The organism is Nocardioides sp., assembly GCF_036267815.1.
GTDB lineage: Bacteria > Actinomycetota > Actinomycetes > Propionibacteriales > Nocardioidaceae > Nocardioides.
Genome location: NZ_DATAVI010000083.1, coordinates 1 through 18,484, shown reverse-complemented (window position 1 = coordinate 18,484; position 18,484 = coordinate 1). Strand labels below are relative to the sequence as shown.

Here is an 18,484-nt window from a genome sequence, read left to right as displayed (position 1 = left end):
GATTGGATGAGTGCGCCTGCGGGTCGTCGAAGCCGACGGTGGTGATGCACAGATAGGTGCAGGAACGGCCCCCGAGTGGTCGGCCCTTCCGAGCAGCAGACGACTGGAACCTACGTCCGCGAGACCACCCTGTCTGTTCGGTTGCTGACATAAGCGCCGACACTTTCTGGCGCTCGTCGACAGGGCTGCTGTCGCTCTTGGCGGGCTCCTGCCCGCGACCGGGACGGGGCTCAGCCGTCGATGGCGGCGACCGGCTCCCAGACGTGCGCCGGACCGTAGGGCGACGTGCCGTTGAAGAACCACGAGCCCAGATCGCGGAGCCGGGCCAGGCACTCGCGCAGGTAGTGCGGGTCGGGCGCCGAGAACCGCGGATGCTCGGTCAGCTCGGGGACGACGGCGGTCCAGCACCAGAAGCCCTCACCGATCCACCGGTCGATGGACGACTGCCCGCCGAGCGCGACGCACGCCGCCCGCATCGCCTCCTCGAGACGGGTGAACGCCTCGGCGTCCCAGCGGAGCTCGTGCCTCACCACGTCGGTGAAGGAGCCCGGCCGAGCCTCCTGCTCGAAGCGCAAGGTCTCCCAGAGCGGGTCGCCGTCGGTGCCGTCCATGCCCTCCATAGTGACCCCGGAACGGTCCTGGCGCGCGCAGATCGCGCGAGAGTCGGCTCAGTCTGATCTGGAGACCAGACACGTGACCGGTGCCCGCAGGGAGAGTCGGTGTCGCGCCCGAGAGCTCGAGAACCGGATGGGAGCCGCCTGTCGGAGTCGAACCGACGACCTATTCATTACGAGTGAATCGCTCTACCGACTGAGCTAAGGCGGCGCGTGCCCGGCGACGTTCTCCGTGCCGGAGGCGGTCCGGGCAACGGCGGGAAGTATACGGACGCCGCGAGCCCCGCGCGGAATCCGCGTATGACGTGCGGGGGTCAGCAGGAGAGACCGTTGCGGGGGACGACGCCGGCGACGAGGTAGCCCTCGACGGCGTCGTCGACGCAGGCGTTGCCCTCGTGGTACCCGGTGTGGCCGTCGCCGTCGCGGCTCACGAGCACGCCGGAGTCGAGCTGGTGGGACAGCGCGACCGCCCAGTGGTACGGCGTGGCGGGGTCGCGCGTGGTGCCGACCACGACGATCGGCTGAGCGCCGGCGGCGTGGATGACGGGCGGCCTCTCGTCGGCTCGCGGGGCGAAGCCGTCGCACGAGGTGAGCCCCCAGGCGTAGACGCGCCCGAAGACCGGGGAGGCCTTCTCGAAGGCCCCGAACTGCCCAGGCACCTGGGAGTAGGGAAGGGAGTAGGGGTCGTCGAGACAGGAGATGTCGTAGAAGGCCTCGAGGAAGTTGCTCTGGAAGGTGCCGTCGGCGTTGCGCTCGGCGTAGGCGTCGGCCAGCTTCATCAGCAGCGTGCCGTCACCCTGCTGAGCCGTGCTCAAGGCCTCGCTGAGCAGCGGCCAGTAGCTGCGGTTGTAGAGAGTCGCCGCGATGCCGTAGAAGGCGTTGCCGGCGGTGAGGTGCCGGCCGTCGCTGGTCGGCAGGGGCCGCGAGGTGATCGTGGCGAGCAGGCGGACCACGGTGTGCTCGACCTGCTCGGCGCTCTTGCCGACCGTGAGGCAGCCGCCGGAGCTCGCGCAGGCCGCTGCGTAGGAGTCGAAGGCTCGCTGGAAGCCGGCCGCCTGCTGCAACGCCGTCGCGCGCGCGCCGAGCCGGGGGTCGACCGCGCCGTCGAGGACGAAGCGGCCGACCCGGTGCGCGAAGAGCTGGGCGTACGTCGCGCCGAGCTTGGTGCCGTAGGAGGCCCCCAGGTAGTTGAGGCGACGGTCGCCCAGGGCGGCGCGCAGGATGTCCATGTCGCGGGCGGACTCGACCGTCGACACGTGCGCCGCCAGCGCGCCGGAGCGGCGCGAGCAGCCGCGGGCCATGCTGAGCTGGAGCCGCCGGAAGGTCGCGATCTCGGACGGCGTCGACGGGTCTGGGTCGTAGGAGAGGTAGGCGTTGAAGGCGCGGTCGCCGAGGCAGTCGACCGGCGAGCTCGCGCCGGTGCCCCGGGGGTCGAACCCGACGATGTCGAAGTGGGCCAGCAGCGGGCCGCCGAAGTAGGTGCTGCCGCCGGCGGCGAACGACGTTCCCGCGGCACCCGGCCCGCCGGGGTTGACCACGAGCGAGCCGATCCGCGAGCCCGTGGCCGGCACCTCGAGGACGGAGAGCTCGATGGTCCGGCCGGCCGGATGGAGGTAGTCGAGCGGGACGCGGAGCCGCGCGCAGCGGTCGCCGTCGCGGCAGCCCGACCAGGTGAGGTGCTGGGAGTAGAAGCGCGTCAGGTCCGGCGACGGCGGCCGGGCCGCCGGGGGGCCTCCCGTCGGCGTGACCGGTGTCGGACCCGGGTCCTCTCCGCTCGAGGCGCGGGTCAGGACCAGGGTGCCGCCGGCGACCAGAACCACGACGGCGAGCAGGGCGACAGCGGCGACGATCCGCCTCACCGCGACGGCGCCTTCAAGGCGACCATCAGCGACTCCAGGGCGAGCGGCACCGGCACGTTGAAGTCGAGCATCTGCTCCCGCGCGTCGAAGATCCAGCCGATGCGTCGCAGGTTGAGCTCGGCGCTGGCGCCGCGCACCACCTGCTCGACGTCGTGGCGGATCTCCTCGTTGACCAGCGGCTGCCCGGGGCTGGTCGCCAGCACGATGGCGTCGCGATAGACCGAGACCAGGTCCATCAGGCCGCGGTCGACCACGTCGAGATGCCGCCGCTTGGCGCGGGTCCTCTGCGCCCGCTCGAGGGCGGCGAGGGCCGGCGCGTACTCCCGCGGCCGGCGCCCGCGCTCGACCACGCCGTACGACGCGTCGAGGTCGCCGCGCTCCCGCGTGTCGAGCTCGCCGGTGATCGCGTCGGCCTCCTCCTGGGTCGTCTCGACGAGGTTCTGGGCGGCGTTCATGCAGGCGATCAGGCTGGTCAGCCGCGACGGGATCGAGACGACCTCCTTGCGCCGGTTGCGCGCACCTTCGTCTCGGGCCAGCGCCCGGGCGCGGCCGATGTGACCCTGGCTGGCCCGCGCGCAGTACGACGCCAGCGCCGGCGCGATGTCGTCGGCTCGGCTGAGGAACTCCGCGACCTCGTCGACCGACGGCGTCGTGAGCGTGACCATCCGGCAGCGCGACCGGATCGTGGGCAGGAGGTCCTCGACCGTCGGTGCGCACAGCATCCACACCGTCCGGTCGGTCGGCTCCTCGATCGCCTTGAGCAGGGCGTTGGCCGCCTGGTCGGTCAACCGGTCGGCGTCCTCGACGATCATCACCTGCCAACGCCGGCCCATCGGCGCCAGCGCCGAGCGCCGGACCAGGTCACGCACCTCGTCGACCCCGATCGAGAGCCGGTCGGTGCGGACGACGGTCACGTCGGCGTGGCTGCCGGCCAGCACGGTGTGACAGGAGTGGCAGGTGCCGCACCCGGGCGGCTGCTCCTCGCACTCCAGCGCCGCGGCGAACGCGACGGCGGCGTTGGAGCGGCCCGACCCGGGCGGACCCGTGAACAGGAAGGCCTGGCTCATGCCGTGACCCGCGGCAGCCGAGCGCAGCGCCTCGACCGCTCGCCGTTGTCCCACGAGGGTGTCCCAGACCATCCGGCTCGGGCCGGGGGCGACGGCGGTGGTCACCGGACCGCCTGCGCGAGCAGCGGCTCGACCCGGGTCGCGACGACCTCCGCGAGCTCGTCGGGCGGACGGCTCGCGTCGAGGACGAGGTAGTGGTCGGGGTCGGCCGACGCCAGGGTCAGGAAGGCCTCGCGGACCCGGGCGAAGAACTCAGGTGCCTCGCCCTCGATGCGGTCGCGCTCGACGAACCTGCCCAGGCCGCGCTGCGGGTCGAGGTCGAGCACGACGGTCAGGTGGGGGCGCAGCTCGCGGGTCGCCCAGCGCGCCACCCGCTCGACCTCGGCCAGCCCCAGCTCGCGGCCCGCGCCCTGGTAGGCCAGCGTCGAGTCGACGTAGCGGTCGGTGATCACGACCTCACCCCGCGCCAGGGCGGGCAGCACGACCGTGTCGACGTGCTCGGCCTTGTCGGCGGCGTACAGCAGGACCTCGGTGCGATGGGAGAGCTCGCCGGTCGCCGGGTCGAGCACGATGGTGCGCAGCTCCTTGCCGACCGCGGTGTCGCCCGGCTCGAAGGTCAGCAGCGCGGTGTAACCACGCTCGGAGAGGCGGCTTGCCAGCACCCCGGCCTGGGTGGACTTGCCCGCGCCCTCGCCGCCCTCGAAGCAGACGAAGACCCCGGTGGTGGTGTGCACGACGCCGCCCTTTCGCTCGCTCACCGAGCCTAGTCGAGCCCTCCGACGCAGCTGGCCCGGAGACGCAGCTGGCCCCGGACGCCTCGGGGGCCTCAGGCCCTCTTGGCCGTCGCCCTCTTCGCCGTAGCCTTCTTGGCCATAGCCTTCTTGGCCGTCTTCTTCGCGGGGCGCTTGGCCGTCTTCTTCGCGGTCTTCTTCGCCGGGCCCTTCGCCCGACGTTCGGCCAGCAGCTCGGCGGCCCGCTCGATCGTGATCGCCTCGACGGTGTCGTCCTTGCGGAGGGTGGCGTTGTACTCGCCGTCGGTCACGTAGTCGCCGAAGCGGCCGGACTTGACCACCACCGGAGCCCCCGAGACCGGGTCGGGCCCGAGCTCCTTCAGCGGGGGTGCCGCCGCGGCCCGGCCCCGCTGCTTGGGCTGGGCGTAGATCGCCAGCGCCTCGTCGATCGTGATCGACAGCAGCTGGTCCTCGGAGGTGAGCGAGCGCGAGTCGGTGCCCTTCTTCAGGTAGGGACCGTAGCGGCCGTTCTGGGCGGTGATCTCGACGCCGTCGGCATCGGCTCCGACGGTGCGGGGCAGGGACAGCAGGCGGACGGCGTCGTCGATGGTCACGGTGTCCAGCGACATCGTCGAGAACAGCGAGCCGGTGCGGGCCTTGGCGTTCTTGGCCGCGTTCTCGGGCAGCTGCTCTGTCACGTAGGGCCCGTACCTGCCGTTCTTGGCCACCACCCGCAGGCCGGTGTCGGGATGCACCCCGAGCTCCTTCTGCTCCCCCGCGGGGTTGGCCAGCAGCTCCTTGGCCTTGGCCAGGGTCAGCTCGTCGGGTGGCATGTCGTCGGGGACGTTGGCGCGGGTCGGCGCGCCCTCCTCCCCGTCCTCACCGTCCTCACCGTCCTCACCGGCCTGGCCGGGGCCCTCGAGGTAGGGGCCGTAGCGTCCGACGCGGAGCACGATGCCCGACTCGGCACCACCGACCGGGAAGGTCGCCAGCTCCTTGGCGTCGATCTCCCCCAGCTCGTTGACCAGCTGGTGCAGGCCGACGACGCGGTCGGAGCCGAAGTAGAACTCGCCCAGCTCGGTCTGGCGGTCCTTGCGGCCGCCGGCGATCTCGTCGAGGACGTCCTCCATGCCGGCGGTGAACTCGTAGCTGATCTGGCGCGGGAAGTGCTCCTCCAGCAGGCGTACGACGGAGAAGGCGATCCAGGCGGGCACCAGCGCGGTGCCCTTCTTGTAGACGTAGCCGCGGTTGAGGATGGTGCCGATGATCGAGGCGTACGTCGAGGGCCGGCCGATCTCGCGCTCCTCCAGCTCCTTGATCAGGGTCGCCTCGGTGTAGCGGGCCGGCGGCTTGGTCTCGTGTCCCTGAGGGGTCAGGGAGGCGGCCGACACCGGCTCGCCCTCGACGAGCTGCGGCAACGGCGTCTCGGCGTCGTCCTGCCGCTTGTCGTTGTCGGTGCCCTCGACGTAGGCCTTGAGGAACCCGTGGAACGTGATCACCCGGCCGCTCGCACTGAACACCACGTCGCGTCCGTCGGCCGCGGCACCGCCGATCCGGATGGTGACGGAGTGGCCGACCGCGTCCCTCATCTGCGAGGCGACGGTCCGCATCCAGATCAGCTCGTAGAGACGGAACTGCTCGCCGGTCAGCCCGGTCTCGGCCGGTGTGCGGAAGCGCTCGCCGGACGGCCGGATGGCCTCGTGGGCCTCCTGGGCGTTCTTCACCTTGGAGGCGTAGGTGCGGGGGGCCTCGGGGAGGTACTCCGCGCCGTACAGCTCACGGACCTGCGAGCGTGCGGCGGCGACGGCGGTGGCCGACAACGTCGTGGAGTCGGTCCGCATGTAGGTGATGTGGCCGCCCTCGTAGAGCCGCTGCGCGACCGACATCGTGCCGGAGGCGCTCATGCCCAGCTTGCGGCTCGCCTCCTGCTGCATCGTGGTCGTGCGGAACGGCGCGTAGGGCTGGCGGCGGTAGGGCTTGGACTCGACCGACCGCACGTCGTAGGACGTGTCCCGCAGCGCGGCGACGAGCCCCTCGGCCGCGTTGCGGTCGAGGTGGACGCGGTCGGTCTGCCGCTTGCCCTTCAGCTCGCCGTCGGTGGCGAAGTCGGAGCCGCCGGCCACACGCATCTCGTCGATCGAGTGCAGCTTGGCCGGGAACATCCGCGGCTCCTTGCCGGAGCCGGCGTCGAAGGTGCCCTCGAGGTCCCAGTACGACGCGATCCGGAACGCCATCCGCTCGCGCTCGCGGTCGACCACCAGGCGGGTGGCCACCGACTGCACGCGGCCCGCCGAGAGCCCCGACATGACCTTCTTCCACAGCACGGGGCTGACCTCGTAGCCGTAGAGGCGGTCCAGGATGCGGCGTGCCTCCTGGGCCTCGACGAGGTCGTCGTTGATCTCGCGGGGGTTCTCGACCGCGGCGAGGATGGCGGCCTTGGTGATCTCGTGGAAGACCATCCGGTGCACCGGGATGCCCTTCGGCTTCAGCTCGTCGAGCAGGTGCCAGGCGATGGCCTCGCCCTCGCGGTCCTCGTCGGTGGCGAGGTAGAGCTCGTCGGCGTCCTTCAGCAGGCTCTTGAGCTTGGCGATGTGGCTCCTCTTCTCACGGGGCACGACGTAGTACGGCTCGAAGCCGTTGTCGACGTCGACGGCCAGCCGGCCCCAGGGCTTGTCCTTGATCTCGGCCGGGGTGTCGGCCGCGGAGTTGGGCAGGTCGCGGATGTGGCCGACCGAGGACTCGACGACGTAGTCCTTGCCGAGGTAGCCGCCGATCGTCCGCGCTTTCGCGGGCGACTCGACGATCACCAGCTTGTGTGCCACTGCTTCTCCTGACTCGGGCGAGGTGGGGGTGAGCCGGCTGCTGAGGCTCCCGCCACGGCTCACGGCCGCTCACGGTAGCGCGTCGGATCCAGTCCGTTGTTCCCGATGCCCCGAAACGCCACCAACCGACCGTGCTGGCGACCCGACGCTCAGACAGGCGTCAGGAAGCCCGCACGCACCAGCTCGCAGGCGGCCGGGAGGTACGTCGTGGCGAGCTCGGCGCGGTCTCGGTCCAGGAGCAGGGCCAGGGCGTCGAGGATCTGGCCCACCGTCAGGTCGCCGTCGCTGGCGCCCGCCAGCGCCGCCTCCACGGTGTCGACCTGCCGGGCCCGGCACAGCCCCAGGCGCTGGCGCAGCACGATGGTCTCGGGGTGCTCCGCGCCGGGCTCGCCGTGCGTCTCCTGGACGACGTCCGGTCGCCGCTCGAGGCGGCTGCCCTCGTCGACCGCGGCATGCTGGGCGCTCGCCCACGCCTCGACCGCCGGGGCTGCCGGCTGCTCCACGGCGTACGGATGGTCGAGCAGCTCGCGCTCCTGGCCGCCCTTGCGGAGGTTGACCCAGCCGAAGCCGATGCCCTCGATCTGCTGGTCGCCGAACCACCCGAGCCACGCGTCGTAGGCCTCGAGATAGCCGGGTCCGCCGTGGCGCCCGGCGTCCTTGAGCCAGAGCTCGACGTACGCCGGTGGGTCGAGCACGTCGCGCTGGACGACGAGGGCGTCGCAGTCGTCGGGGAGCCAGGCCTCGAGCCGCTCGTCCCACGGCCGGCCGTCGTGGATCGCCCAGTTGGCCACCACGTGGGACCACCCGCCGTCGGCGAGGTGGGCGGAGGCACCGCGGACGATCTCCTCGACGACGCGGTCCCCCGGCAGGCCCGAGTCGCGGTAGACCAGCCGGCGGTCGGTGGCCGGGGAGATCACGAACGGCGGGTTGCTCACGACCAGGTCGAAGGCCTCCTCGGCGACCGGCGCCCACAGCGAGCCGGCTCGCAGGTCGAGGGCGACGTCGTTGAGCGCCGCGTTGAAGGCCGCCACGGCCAGGGCGCGCGGGTTGACGTCGGTGGCGACGACGCTCTCCGCGTGGGTCGACAGGTGCAGCGACTGGACCCCGCAGCCGGTCCCGAGGTCGAGTGCCCGCGCGACCGGGCGACGCGTCGTGAGCTGGGTGAGGCTGGTCGACGCGGGGGTGAGGCCGAGGACGTGGTCGGCGTCCACGCGGATCGGCTGCCCGTCCAGCCCCGGCGTCAGGTCGCTGACCACCCACCAGTCACGGGCGTCGTCGGCGTAGGGGCGGCAGTCGAGGGCAGCGCGGACCTCCCCGCCGGAGGCGAGGAGGAGACCGGCCTCCGCGAGCCGCACCGTGAGACCCGCCAGCGCCCGGTCGGCGTCCGCCCGTGAGACGACGGTCTGGAGGATGAACAGCCGGACCAGGGTCGCCACCGGCGACCCGCCCGTCGTACGACGTAGCGCCGCCGTGGTCTCGGATCGCTGGAGCGCGGCTCGCGCGGTGGGGCCGAGCAGGGAGTCGACGACCCCGACGGAGTAGTCGGCCGCGAGCAGCGCGTCGCGGAGCCGCGGTGCCAGCTCAGGTCTCGGCACGCCGTTCACGGGGTCATCGTGACACCGACAGATGCTTCAATCTCTGCATGGCCCGTCCAACGCGCGCTCTCGCCGCCGCTCTGCTCGCCGTCACCGCTGGCGTGGCGACGGCGGTCTCGGCAGCTCCGCCGGCTCTGGCGACCCACGGCTCGACCGGCGGTGGCGGCCTGGTCGACACCACGGCCCACCCGGGCGCCGTGCGGGCGCAGATCACCTTCGTCAAGCGGCCCGCGCACCCGTGGGACAGCCGGATCAGGTGGCGGGCCTGGCGCCAGCGGATGGACGGGTCGTGGAAGCTCGTCAGGCACGACGCGTGGCGCGCCGGCTCGGGCCTGCCCGGGGGCAGCGCGACCAACGCCTGCGTGAAGAACCACGGCTGGCTGCCCGACGGGCGCTACTCCCTGCGCCAGTACGACGACTACGACGGCTCCCTGATCCACGGGCGCGCGTTCCGGCTCTCCGACAAGCGGTGCGGCAACGGCACCTTGCGCGAGCAGCTGTTCATCCACACCGAGGCCGGGCCCGGGAACACCCAGTGCGCCAACACGCCCGGCGACCAGATCTGCCGGTGGGAGTTCCCCAAGATCAACGACTACACCTCGCACGGCTGCATCAAGATGTCGCCCGCCGACATTCTCTCGCTGACGCGCGACTACCACCGCTACTTCCGAGCCGGCGTGGTCTACCCCCTCGCCCGCGTCTCCCTCCTCGTCCGCACCCGCTGACCCGGCAGATCTGCCGGGTCAGCGGGGTTGGCTCTAGGCCGCGGGGGTCGCCGGGGTCGCCGGGGTGGCCGGCTCGTCGGTGAGGACCGTCGACCTGCGCTTGGAGACGATCACCGCGGCGGCGATGCCCGCGGCCGCCAGCAAGGCGATGACGATCCGCAGCGTGTCGTTCTTGTCGCCGCCGTAGGACATCTTGACGATGGCCGAGACGATCAGCAGCGAGACCAGGTTCATCACCTTGAGCAACGGGTTGATCGAGGGACCCGCGGTGTCCTTGAACGGGTCACCGACGGTGTCCCCGATGATCGTCGCCTCGTGCGCCGACGAGCCCTTGCCACCGTGGTTGCCGTCCTCGACGAGCTTCTTGGCGTTGTCCCAGGCGCCGCCCGAGTTGGCCAGGAAGACCGCCATCAGGGTGCCGCTCCCGATCGCACCGACCAGGAACCCCGCCAACGGACCGATGCCGAGACCGAAGCCGACCGCGATCGGCGCCAGAACGGCGAGCAGCCCCGGCGTCGCGAGCTCGCGCAGCGAGTCGCGGGTCACGATGTCGACGACCTTGCCGTACTCCGGTCGGCCGGTGCCCTCCATGATCCCCGGGATCTCGCGGAACTGACGTCGTACCTCGTACACCACCGCGCCCGCGGCCCGACCCACGGCGTTGATGGCCAGACCGGAGAACAGGAACACCGCCGCCGCGCCGAGGATCACGCCGACGATCAGCTTGGCGTCGAAGATCAGGAACGCGTTGCTGAAGCTGCCGACCTCGTCGCTGGTCGGGTGGGCCTTGGTGAAGGCCTCGATCGCCGACTGGGTGTACGACGCGAACAGCGCGCTCGCCGCGAGCACGGCGGTCGCGATCGCGATGCCCTTGGTGATCGCCTTGGTCGTGTTGCCGACCGCGTCCAGCTCGGTGAGGATCTGGGCGCCCTCGCCGTGCACGTCGCCCGACATCTCCGCGACGCCCTGGGCGTTGTCGGAGACCGGACCGAAGGTGTCCATCGCGACGATGACCCCGACCGTGGTGAGCAGCCCGGTGCCGGCCAGCGACACCGCGAACAGCGCGACGTCGCCGCCGATCAGGGCGGCACCGAAGACGGCGGCTCCGATCACCAGGGCGGTGTAGACCGCGGACTCCAGCCCCAGCGAGATGCCGGACAGGATCACGGTCGCCGCGCCGGTGAGGGAGGTCTTGCCGACGTCCTTGACCGGCTTGTAGTCGGTGCCGGTGAAGTATCCGGTCAGGGCCAGGATGCAGGCCGCGAGCACGATGCCGATGAGCACGGCCACGGCAGCCACGACGCGCGGGCTTGCGCTCGCGGTGTCTCCGGAGGCTCCGGTCAGGTCGGCCCACGACCCGGGGAGGTAGACGAAGGAGACGATGACGCAGGCGACGGCGCTGATGGCCGCCGAGATGTAGAACGCGCGGTTGATCGTCACCAGGCCGTTCTCGCCGACCCGCGGCTTGCAGAGGTAGGTCCCGATGACGGCGGTCAGCGCACCGACGGCCGGGATCAGCAGCGGGAACACCAGGCCCTTGTTGCCGAACGCCTGCGAGCCGAGGATCAGCGCGGCGACCAGGGTCACGGCGTAGGACTCGAAGAGGTCGGCGGCCATGCCGGCGCAGTCGCCGACGTTGTCGCCGACGTTGTCGGCGATGGTGGCGGCGTTGCGCGGGTCGTCCTCGGGGATGTTCTGCTCGACCTTGCCGACCAGGTCGGCTCCGACGTCGGCGGCCTTGGTGAAGATGCCGCCTCCGACACGCATGAACATCGCGAGCAGGGCGGCGCCGAAGCCGAAGCCCTCGAGCACGTGCGGTGCCTTGTCCTTGAAGAGCAGGACGACCACGCTCGCGCCGAGCAGCCCCAGGCCGACGGTCAGCATCCCGACCATCGCGCCGGTGCGGAACCCGACCGTCATGGCGGCCTCGCGGCCCCTCTCGTTGGCCGCCGCGGCGACGCGCAGGTTGGCCCGCACGGCCAGGCTCATCCCGAGGTAGCCCACGGCCGCGGAGAAGCCCGCGCCGACCAGGAAGAAGACGGACCGGCCGATGCGCACCCCCCAGTCGTCGGCGGGCAGCAGCATCAGCGCGAAGAACGCGACCCCGGCGAAGACCGCCAGCGTGCGGAACTGCCGCTGGAGGTAGGCGTTGGCCCCCTCCTGCACCGCGTGCGCGATGTTCTTCATGTTGTCGGTGCCTTCGCCCGCGGCAAGGACCTCCTGGCGGAACATGTACGCCATCCCGAGCGCGCCGAGCGCGATCAGGGCGACGATGATGACCAGGACGAGGTTGCCACCGGAGAGATGCACGACGGGACCGGTCCCGCTCATGGATTTCCTCCTGGGAATACGTACGACGAACGGCGCGGATTGTGCCATGCGCCCGGGGGATCATGTCATCTCCGCGACTCAGGAGTCACACCGGGTGCGCGTGCGCTCGCCCCGCTCGTCCGCTCGCGACGCGGTCTCGAGCCAGTCGCCGTCAGGGCGCCGTCAGGCCACCAGCAGGCCGCCGTCAGGTCGCGGCGAGAGCCGCCTCGGCGGTCTGGTGGATGACGAACACCTTGGCCAGACCGGTGATCCGGAAGATCTTCAGCAGGCGGTCCTGGTTGCACACCAGCTGGAGCGAGCCGTCGTGGGCGCGCACCTTCTTCAGCCCGCCGACCAACACGCCGAGCCCGGTGGAGTCGAGGAACTCGACCTCGGACATGTCGATCACCAGGTCGTAGGTGCCGGCGGCGACGAGCTCGGTGATCTCCTCGCGCAGGCGGGGGGCGGTGTAGACGTCGATCTCACCGGCGACCGACATGACCGTGCGGCCGGCGGCCTGCCGCGTCGCGATGGTCAGGTCCACGTGTCCTCTCCCATGGCTCCCGGTTGGTGACGAGCGCCTCTGGTCGGCGAGTTCCGTCCTTGCCTATCAAACCACGCTCGTTCGCGACGCGGACCAATTGCCCAGAGCCACCCACGACCCGCCGAGCGTCGGCGCGCTTTGTCAGACTGGACCCCGTGAGGCAGGGGTGAGCGGCATGGCGGGCGGCGCCACGAGCGGCGCGCCCGAGTTCGCCGGCGTCGAGCTGCTGGGGCGCGGCCTCGCCCGGGGGCCCGGCCGCGAGGACTCCCTGCGCCACCTGCGGGTGCTGCCGCGCCGCGAGCCGGTGACCGCGAGCTGGCCGGACTGGGTGCACCCCGCCGTCCGGACGGCGTACGCCCGTCGCGGCGTCTCCACGCTGTGGCGTCATCAAGCGGTCGTCGCGGAGGCCGCCCGCGCGGGCCAGCACGTCGTGGTCTCCACCGGCACCGCCTCGGGCAAGTCGCTGGCCTACCAGCTGCCGGCGCTGACCGCGATCCTCGAGCGCCGGGGCCGGCGCGGTGAGCGCGGCGCCTCCACGCTCTACATCAGCCCGACCAAGGCCCTGGCCCAAGACCAGCTCGCCTCCCTGGCCGAGCTGGGGCTCGGAGTCCGGGTGACCACCCACGACGGCGACTCCTCCTACGACGAGCGCGACTGGACCCGGGAGCACGGCGAGTACGTGCTCACCAACCCCGACATGCTCCACCGATCGCTGCTGCCTCGCCACGAGCGATGGGGCGGGCTCTTCGGCTCGCTCGATCTGGTGGTGGTCGACGAGTGCCATCACTACCGAGGCGTGTTCGGGGCGCACGTCGCCCAGGTGCTGCGCCGGCTCCGCCGGGTCTGTGCCTTCCACGGCTCGGACCCGACGTTCGTGCTCGCCTCGGCGACCGTGGGCAACCCCGCCGAGCACGCCGGCCGGCTCACCGGGCTCGAGGTGCTCGCCGTCAGCCACGACGACGCCCCTCGGGGCGAGGTCGCCCTCGCCCTCTGGGAGCCGAGGTTCACGTCGTACGCCGGGGAGAACGGCGCACCGGTGCGACGTGCCGCGTCGTCGGAGACGGCCGACCTCTTGGCCGACCTGGTCGCTCAGGGCGTCCACACGCTCGCGTTCGTCCGGTCGCGGCGAGCCGCGGAGCAGGTGGCGAGCGCGGCCGCGGACCTCCTCGCGGAGGTCGATCCGGAGCTTCGCGCCCGGGTCGCCAGCTACCGCGGCGGCTACCTCCCGGAGGAGCGCCGCGAGATCGAGCGGGCACTGCGCGACGGCACCCTGCTCGGACTCGCCGCGACGAACGCCCTGGAGCTCGGCATCGACGTCGCCGGTCTCGACGCCGTGCTGGTGGCGGGCTTTCCCGGCACGCGGGCGGCATGGTGGCAGCAGGTTGGTCGGGCCGGTCGCAACGCCGCCGACGCACTCGCGGTCCTGGTCGCCCGCGACGACCCACTGGACACCTACCTCGTGACCCACCCGGAGGCCCTCCTGGACGCCGCGATCGAGCAGACGGTGTTCGACCCCGACAACCCCTACGTCGTGGGGCCGCATCTGTGCGCGGCCGCGCAGGAGGTGCCGCTGCGCGACGACGAGGTCGGCATCTTCGGTGCCCACGCGCACGACCTGCTCGAGCAGCTGACCTCGAGCGGTCGCCTGCGACGCCGGGCACAGGGCTGGTACTGGACCCACGCCGAACCGGCCAGCGCCCTCGCCGACATCCGGTCGAGCAGCGGCCGCCCCTTCTCGCTGGTCGAGGGGTCCACGGGGCGCGTCGTCGGCACGGCGGACGGCGGCAGTGTCCATGCCACAGCCCACGCCGGCGCCGTCTACGTGCATCGCGGCGAGACCTGGCTGGTGGAGTCCCTCGACCTCGACGAGCGGGTAGCCATGCTCGACCGGGCCGACGTCGACTACTCCACCACTGCCCGGGAGCTGACGGAGATCTCCGTGCGCCGAGAGCTCGACCACGAGCGCTGGGACCAGGCGCGGCTCTCGTTCGGCCTGGTCGAGGTGACCCACCAGGTCGTGTCCTATCTGCGACGCCGCCAGCCCGCCGGAGACGTGATCGACGAGGTGCCGCTCGACCTTCCGGAGCAGAGCCTGACGACGCAGGCGGTCTGGTGGACCTTGAGCGAGGACCAGCTCGCCGAGTCGGGTCTGCTGAGCGCCGATCTCCCCGGGTCAGCGCACGCGGCCGAGCACTGCTCGATCGGCCTGCTCCCGCTGTTCGCCACCTGCGACCGCTGGGACATCGGCGGGGTGTCCACGGCCCACCACGCCGACACCGGGCGCCTGACCGTCTTCGTCTACGACGGCCACCCGGGCGGAGCCGGAATCAGCGCGCGGGGCTTCGACGCGGCAGCCGCCTGGCTGACGGCGACACGAGAGGCCATCCGCGCCTGCGCCTGCCGCGACGGCTGCCCGTCGTGCGTCCAGTCCCCGAAGTGCGGCAACCAGAACCAGCCGCTCGACAAGCGAGGCGCGGTTGCGCTCCTGGAGACGCTTCTGGTGGGCGCGCCGTGTCGGTAGCCTGCCGGACATGGTGGTCGTCGGACTGCTGTTGGTCGCTGTCGGCGTCCTCGCGGTCGTCGCCGCGGTGGTCGCCAGCAGCGGGACGGCGGCGTATCTCGGACTGGACCTGAGCTCCGCCACGCTGTTCTTCCTCGGCGTGGCCGCGACCCTCGCGGTGATCGTCGGGCTGGGACTGACCCGGGCCGGCGCGGGCCGCGCCATCCGACGTCGTCGGGAGCATCGTCGCCTCCAGACCCTGGAGCGTGAGGGACGCGAGCGCCAGCGGGACGAGGACGGCCGGCGGTCGCCCGACGGTGGCTCCGTGGACGACCGTGCGGGCCAGGAGCCCCCCGGCTGAGGCTTGTCCGACCATGCGGCCGGTCAGGGTCCGGGTCCGGCGCGGGCCTCGGCGCCGAGGTCGGCTGTCTCACCGAGCCACCGAGGTCCCGCGACCTCGACGCGCACGGCGACGTCGCGGCTCGTCACCGCGCAGGCGACGAGGCGAGCACGGTTGGCCTCGGCGACGTCGGCGGCCGCCGCGCACCCGTCACTGCCTTCGGCAACTCCACGAGCCCCGGCGATGGCAGCGAGGTCGGCGGCTGACTGGGCGGCGCGATGGGCCACGACCATGGCGACCACGACCAGCCCCGCGGCTCCCACGAAGACGAGGACGCCGACCATCGCCAGCACCAGCACCGTCGCCGCCCCGCGGTCGTCATCCCTGGCGCTCACGGGTCGACCTCGGGCGCCGTCTCCGCCTGAGCGTGCACCTGCGCGGACGGCAGGAACCCGAGCAGCCCACCCGGTGCTGCAACCGAGTCACTGACGGACGCGACGACCTCTCCGTCGACGTCTCGCACCGACACCTGGGCGCCGGGAGCCACCTGGCGCGCCCGGTCGGCCGCAACCGCGGGCGGGTCGCCCCGGGCCGCGGCTCGAGCCGCCTCGCGCGCCGCGTCGACCATGCGGGTCTGGGCGATCCCGATCGTGAGCAGCCAGACCAGCCCGACCGTCAGGGACACCAGGAGCGGGATCGTGAGTGCGAGCTCCGCCGTCGCCGCCCCCCGCTGGTCGCGGCTCACCCGATCCCCAGCAGAGAGAGCACGTGGTCGAACAACGTGTGCAGAAGCTGCTCACCGAAGCCACCGGTCAGCAGCTTGAACAGCAGGCCGGCAAATCCGGCGCCCGCCGCCGTGCCGACGGCGTACTCAGCGGTGGTGATGCCGTGCTGCCCGAGATGACCCTGCATGACTCTCCTCTCGTCGTGGCCGCCAGGTGCGACCGAGAGCACTCTCGCGCCGTTCATCGGCACCTCGCCCGTGCCGTCTGGCCAGCTGTGGACACACCCGGCGCGACCACCCACGGTGGACCGGCGGTGGTCCGCGCGGGACTCGGTCGTCACCACAGCGACAGGCTCCGCAGCAGGCTGACCGTCATCGGCACGATGCCGATCAGGAGGAACGACGGCAGCAGGCACAGCCCGAGCGGCAGCGCGGCCTTGACGCCGACGCTCCGCGCGCGCTCCTCGACGCCTTGTCGGGTGCGGCTCTCCAGCTCGTCGGCCAGGACGCCGAGGGCTGCGGTCACCGAGGTGCCGGAGCGGTGTGCCCGCACCATGGCCCGGCCCAGCGGAGCGAGCTCCGCGTGCTCGAGGACGGGACGCCACGCCTCGGCCGGTGCCACCCCCAGCGACAGGCGCTGGGACACCGCGACGACCAGACGAGCCGCAGGCCCCGGCATCGCCCCCGAAACGATCCGGATGGCGGCGGCGACGTCACAGCCCGACTCGAGCGCCACGGCGAGCAGCTGCACGAACGCCGGCAGCTCGCGCGCCAGCGCGGCGCGGCGACGCCGTACCGACGCCGGCTCCGCTCGCCCTGCCCACACCCAGACGACAGCCGCGGCCGCCGCACCGGCCGGGACAGCCAGGCGACCCGTGACGAACACGACGGCGCCGACACACGCCAGGACCGACCAGCACCAGCGCCCCCTCAGCAGCCAGCCACGGTCGTCCGGCTGCTGGGCCCTGCGGGGAGCTGGGGGGATGCACCGCCCTCGCGAAGGCACCGCCAACGCACCCGCCATGGCCGCCGTGGCGACCGGAAGGAGGAGGATCACCGGTCGACCTCACGGGCGATCATCTCCATCCACCACAGTCCTGCGAGGCCGAAGGCGAGACCACCGGCAAGACAGCAGAGTCCGAACGGCGTGCCGACGAGGAACTGCCAGGGGTCGCCACCCGCGCCGCTGCCCATCACCAGGGTGAGGACCGGCAGCGCCGCGACCAACCGCGCGGTGGCCCGGGCAGAGGCGAGCTCCCCGGCGACGACGCGACGTGTCCCGAGGTCTCGCCGCACGGTGTCGGCCACCCGGCGCGTGGCGCCGGACAGGCCACCGCCGGTGCGAACCGCAACGACCCACGCGGCCGCGAGCAGACCCAACCCGGCGGCGCCCGGCCGCATCGAGGCCCGATGCAGGGCGTCCGGAACGTCGCCACCAAGACGGCACACCTCGGCCACCGGCCGGATCTGCGGCCAGGACTCCACCGCCTCGGCCAGCGCCGCCTCCGTGGGCCGGCCGGCCTCCAGCTCGGCCGCCAGCACGTCGCACACCTGCGCGGTCAGAACGGCGTTGCGCCCGGCCGTCCGAGCGTGGACACCGACACGCCACAGGGACCACGCACCGAGCATTCCCGACGACACCACCAGCACGGGACCGGTCCACGGGCGGGGCAACAGCACCCAGGCGAGCGCTGCACCGACGAGCCCCCCGGCCAGCAGCCGCCCTCGCGTCAGGCCGCTTCGCGTGCGCGCCGTCGGCGACGGTCCCGGAGGGACGGTCAGCCAGACCGCTAGGCCGGTCGCGAGCGCGACGCTCGTCACGCCGCCAGCCGGGCCGCTAGCACCGACTCGCCGGGACCGGCGACGCAGCCGGCACCGGAGAACGACACCGCAGTCTCCATCTCGGCCAACCCGTCCGAGCGGGACCGCGGGACTGCCACCTCGCGGAGGACTCGCCCACCGTCGACGTCACGACCGAGGTGGAGCACCGCGTCGACCCCCGCCAGGAACTGGCTGTGGGCCGCGGCCCGGTCCAGCCCAGCGGCGAGGCACAGCGCCTCCACCCGCGCGGGCACGTCGTACGCTGAGTTGGCGTGGATGGTCCCGCACCCGCCCTCGTGTCCGGTGTTGAGCGCGGCGAGGAGCTCCACGACCTCGCGGCCTCCTGCGTCAGGTGACCAGCCGATCGTGCTTCGCTTTCGCCTTGACGCGTCGGCGAGACAACACCCGGTCCGGGCGGCCGTGTGAAGTTCCTAGGCGACCGTCGAGAAATTTGGCGCTACTTTGGCCTTCAGTACTTGCTACAGCACTCCGAGAACGGCTCCACGGCTCTCGACAGTGAACGGCCCGCGCCGGTAACATGCGGGTCACAATTCAACACCGACCCGAGAGCCTTGGGCCCGGACCAGCCAACAGTGCTGGACCGAATACCACCCTAGTGCGAAATCAGGTTCGCAGCGCGAGCTGCGGGGCTCTCCGACCCAAGTTAGGAGAGGTGCCCCGTGGCTCTCTTTGATTTTAGCGATGGTGGACCCACCGTCGAGGAGATGAAGAACCTGCGCCGCAAGGTGAAGCGCCGCTGCCCGCAGTACATGACTGAGGCGGACATCGACGACGTCATGGCTGAAATCCTGCTCTCCGCGTGCGTCACGGC

Annotated in this window: 17 protein-coding genes and 1 tRNA gene; 3 read left to right on the top strand and 15 right to left on the bottom strand. The window is 72.1% G+C overall.

What is annotated here, in order from left to right; genetic code table 11:
• Nucleotides 1-230 precede the first annotated feature (230 nt).
• From VHW64_RS17430 to VHW64_RS17400, 7 genes are all read right to left on the bottom strand, one after another.
• On the bottom strand, nt 231-611 hold the full coding sequence (locus VHW64_RS17430) for a hypothetical protein (RefSeq protein ID WP_329651844.1): 381 nt from the start codon (nt 609-611) through the stop codon (nt 231-233).
• A 141-nt stretch (nt 612-752) separates the two neighbouring features.
• Nucleotides 753-825: transfer RNA gene (locus tag VHW64_RS17425), tRNA-Thr, on the bottom strand.
• A 103-nt stretch (nt 826-928) separates the two neighbouring features.
• Nucleotides 929-2,473, bottom strand: a complete 1,545-nt coding sequence (locus VHW64_RS17420) for an alpha/beta hydrolase (RefSeq protein ID WP_329651843.1) — start codon at nt 2,471-2,473, stop codon at nt 929-931.
• On the bottom strand, nt 2,470-3,612 hold the full coding sequence (locus tag VHW64_RS17415; RefSeq protein WP_414690526.1) for a DNA polymerase III subunit delta': 1,143 nt from the start codon (nt 3,610-3,612) through the stop codon (nt 2,470-2,472). The genes VHW64_RS17420 and VHW64_RS17415 overlap by 4 nt, the downstream gene beginning before the upstream one ends.
• Before the next feature lie 29 nt (nt 3,613-3,641).
• Entirely contained in the window at nt 3,642-4,298 is a 657-nt protein-coding gene (tmk, locus tag VHW64_RS17410; protein ID WP_329651841.1) for a dTMP kinase, read from the bottom strand.
• Nucleotides 4,299-4,366: 68 nt separating this feature from the next.
• The gene (gene topA / locus VHW64_RS17405; protein WP_329651840.1) at nt 4,367-7,093 is read right to left on the bottom strand and encodes a type I DNA topoisomerase; all 2,727 of its coding nucleotides are present in this window, start codon (nt 7,091-7,093) and stop codon (nt 4,367-4,369) included.
• Between the two features lie 149 nt (nt 7,094-7,242).
• Nucleotides 7,243-8,697, bottom strand: coding sequence for a DUF7059 domain-containing protein (locus VHW64_RS17400; RefSeq protein ID WP_329651839.1), 1,455 nt, complete (start codon nt 8,695-8,697; stop codon nt 7,243-7,245).
• A 38-nt stretch (nt 8,698-8,735) separates the two neighbouring features.
• On the opposite strand from VHW64_RS17400, the gene VHW64_RS17395 reads away from it, so the two are divergent.
• Entirely contained in the window at nt 8,736-9,413 is a 678-nt protein-coding gene (locus VHW64_RS17395) for a hypothetical protein (protein ID WP_329651838.1), read from the top strand.
• Nucleotides 9,414-9,446: 33 nt separating this feature from the next.
• Here VHW64_RS17395 and VHW64_RS17390 read toward each other — a convergent pair whose 3' ends face one another.
• Nucleotides 9,447-11,744, bottom strand: a complete 2,298-nt coding sequence (locus VHW64_RS17390) for a sodium-translocating pyrophosphatase (protein ID WP_329651837.1) — start codon at nt 11,742-11,744, stop codon at nt 9,447-9,449.
• Nucleotides 11,745-11,928: 184 nt separating this feature from the next.
• Nucleotides 11,929-12,267, bottom strand: a complete 339-nt coding sequence (locus tag VHW64_RS17385) for an STAS domain-containing protein (protein WP_329651836.1) — start codon at nt 12,265-12,267, stop codon at nt 11,929-11,931.
• A 175-nt stretch (nt 12,268-12,442) separates the two neighbouring features.
• On the opposite strand from VHW64_RS17385, the gene VHW64_RS17380 reads away from it, so the two are divergent.
• Both VHW64_RS17380 and VHW64_RS17375 read left to right on the top strand, forming a co-directional pair.
• Complete coding sequence (locus tag VHW64_RS17380) at nt 12,443-14,788, top strand: DEAD/DEAH box helicase (protein ID WP_329651835.1); 2,346 nt, start codon at nt 12,443-12,445, stop codon at nt 14,786-14,788.
• Nucleotides 14,789-14,798: 10 nt separating this feature from the next.
• Nucleotides 14,799-15,128: a hypothetical protein gene (locus tag VHW64_RS17375; RefSeq protein ID WP_329651834.1), complete on the top strand. Its 330-nt coding sequence runs from the start codon at nt 14,799-14,801 to the stop codon at nt 15,126-15,128.
• Between the two features lie 23 nt (nt 15,129-15,151).
• Here VHW64_RS17375 and VHW64_RS17370 read toward each other — a convergent pair whose 3' ends face one another.
• The 6 genes from VHW64_RS17370 to VHW64_RS17345 form a co-directional block, all read right to left on the bottom strand.
• Nucleotides 15,152-15,502 carry an Rv3654c family TadE-like protein gene (locus VHW64_RS17370; protein WP_329651833.1) on the bottom strand — a complete coding sequence of 117 codons (351 nt, stop codon included), beginning with the start codon at nt 15,500-15,502 and terminating at the stop codon, nt 15,152-15,154.
• Nucleotides 15,499-15,852 (bottom strand): TadE family type IV pilus minor pilin, encoded by a 354-nt coding sequence (locus VHW64_RS17365; protein WP_329651832.1) that lies wholly within the window; start codon nt 15,850-15,852, stop codon nt 15,499-15,501. The genes VHW64_RS17370 and VHW64_RS17365 overlap by 4 nt, the downstream gene beginning before the upstream one ends.
• Nucleotides 15,849-16,076, bottom strand: coding sequence for a DUF4244 domain-containing protein (locus VHW64_RS17360; protein WP_329651831.1), 228 nt, complete (start codon nt 16,074-16,076; stop codon nt 15,849-15,851). Before VHW64_RS17360 ends, VHW64_RS17365 begins: the two co-directional genes overlap by 4 nt.
• 92 nt (nt 16,077-16,168) lie before the next feature.
• Complete coding sequence (locus tag VHW64_RS17355; protein WP_329651830.1) at nt 16,169-16,717, bottom strand: type II secretion system F family protein; 549 nt, start codon at nt 16,715-16,717, stop codon at nt 16,169-16,171.
• A gap of 167 nt (nt 16,718-16,884) precedes the next feature.
• On the bottom strand, nt 16,885-17,652 hold the full coding sequence (locus tag VHW64_RS17350) for a type II secretion system F family protein (RefSeq protein WP_329651829.1): 768 nt from the start codon (nt 17,650-17,652) through the stop codon (nt 16,885-16,887).
• A complete protein-coding gene (locus VHW64_RS17345) occupies nt 17,649-17,981 on the bottom strand; it encodes an ATPase, T2SS/T4P/T4SS family (protein ID WP_329651828.1) in 333 nt (110 codons plus the stop codon). The genes VHW64_RS17350 and VHW64_RS17345 overlap by 4 nt, the downstream gene beginning before the upstream one ends.
• Nucleotides 17,982-18,484: the final 503 nt, after the last annotated feature.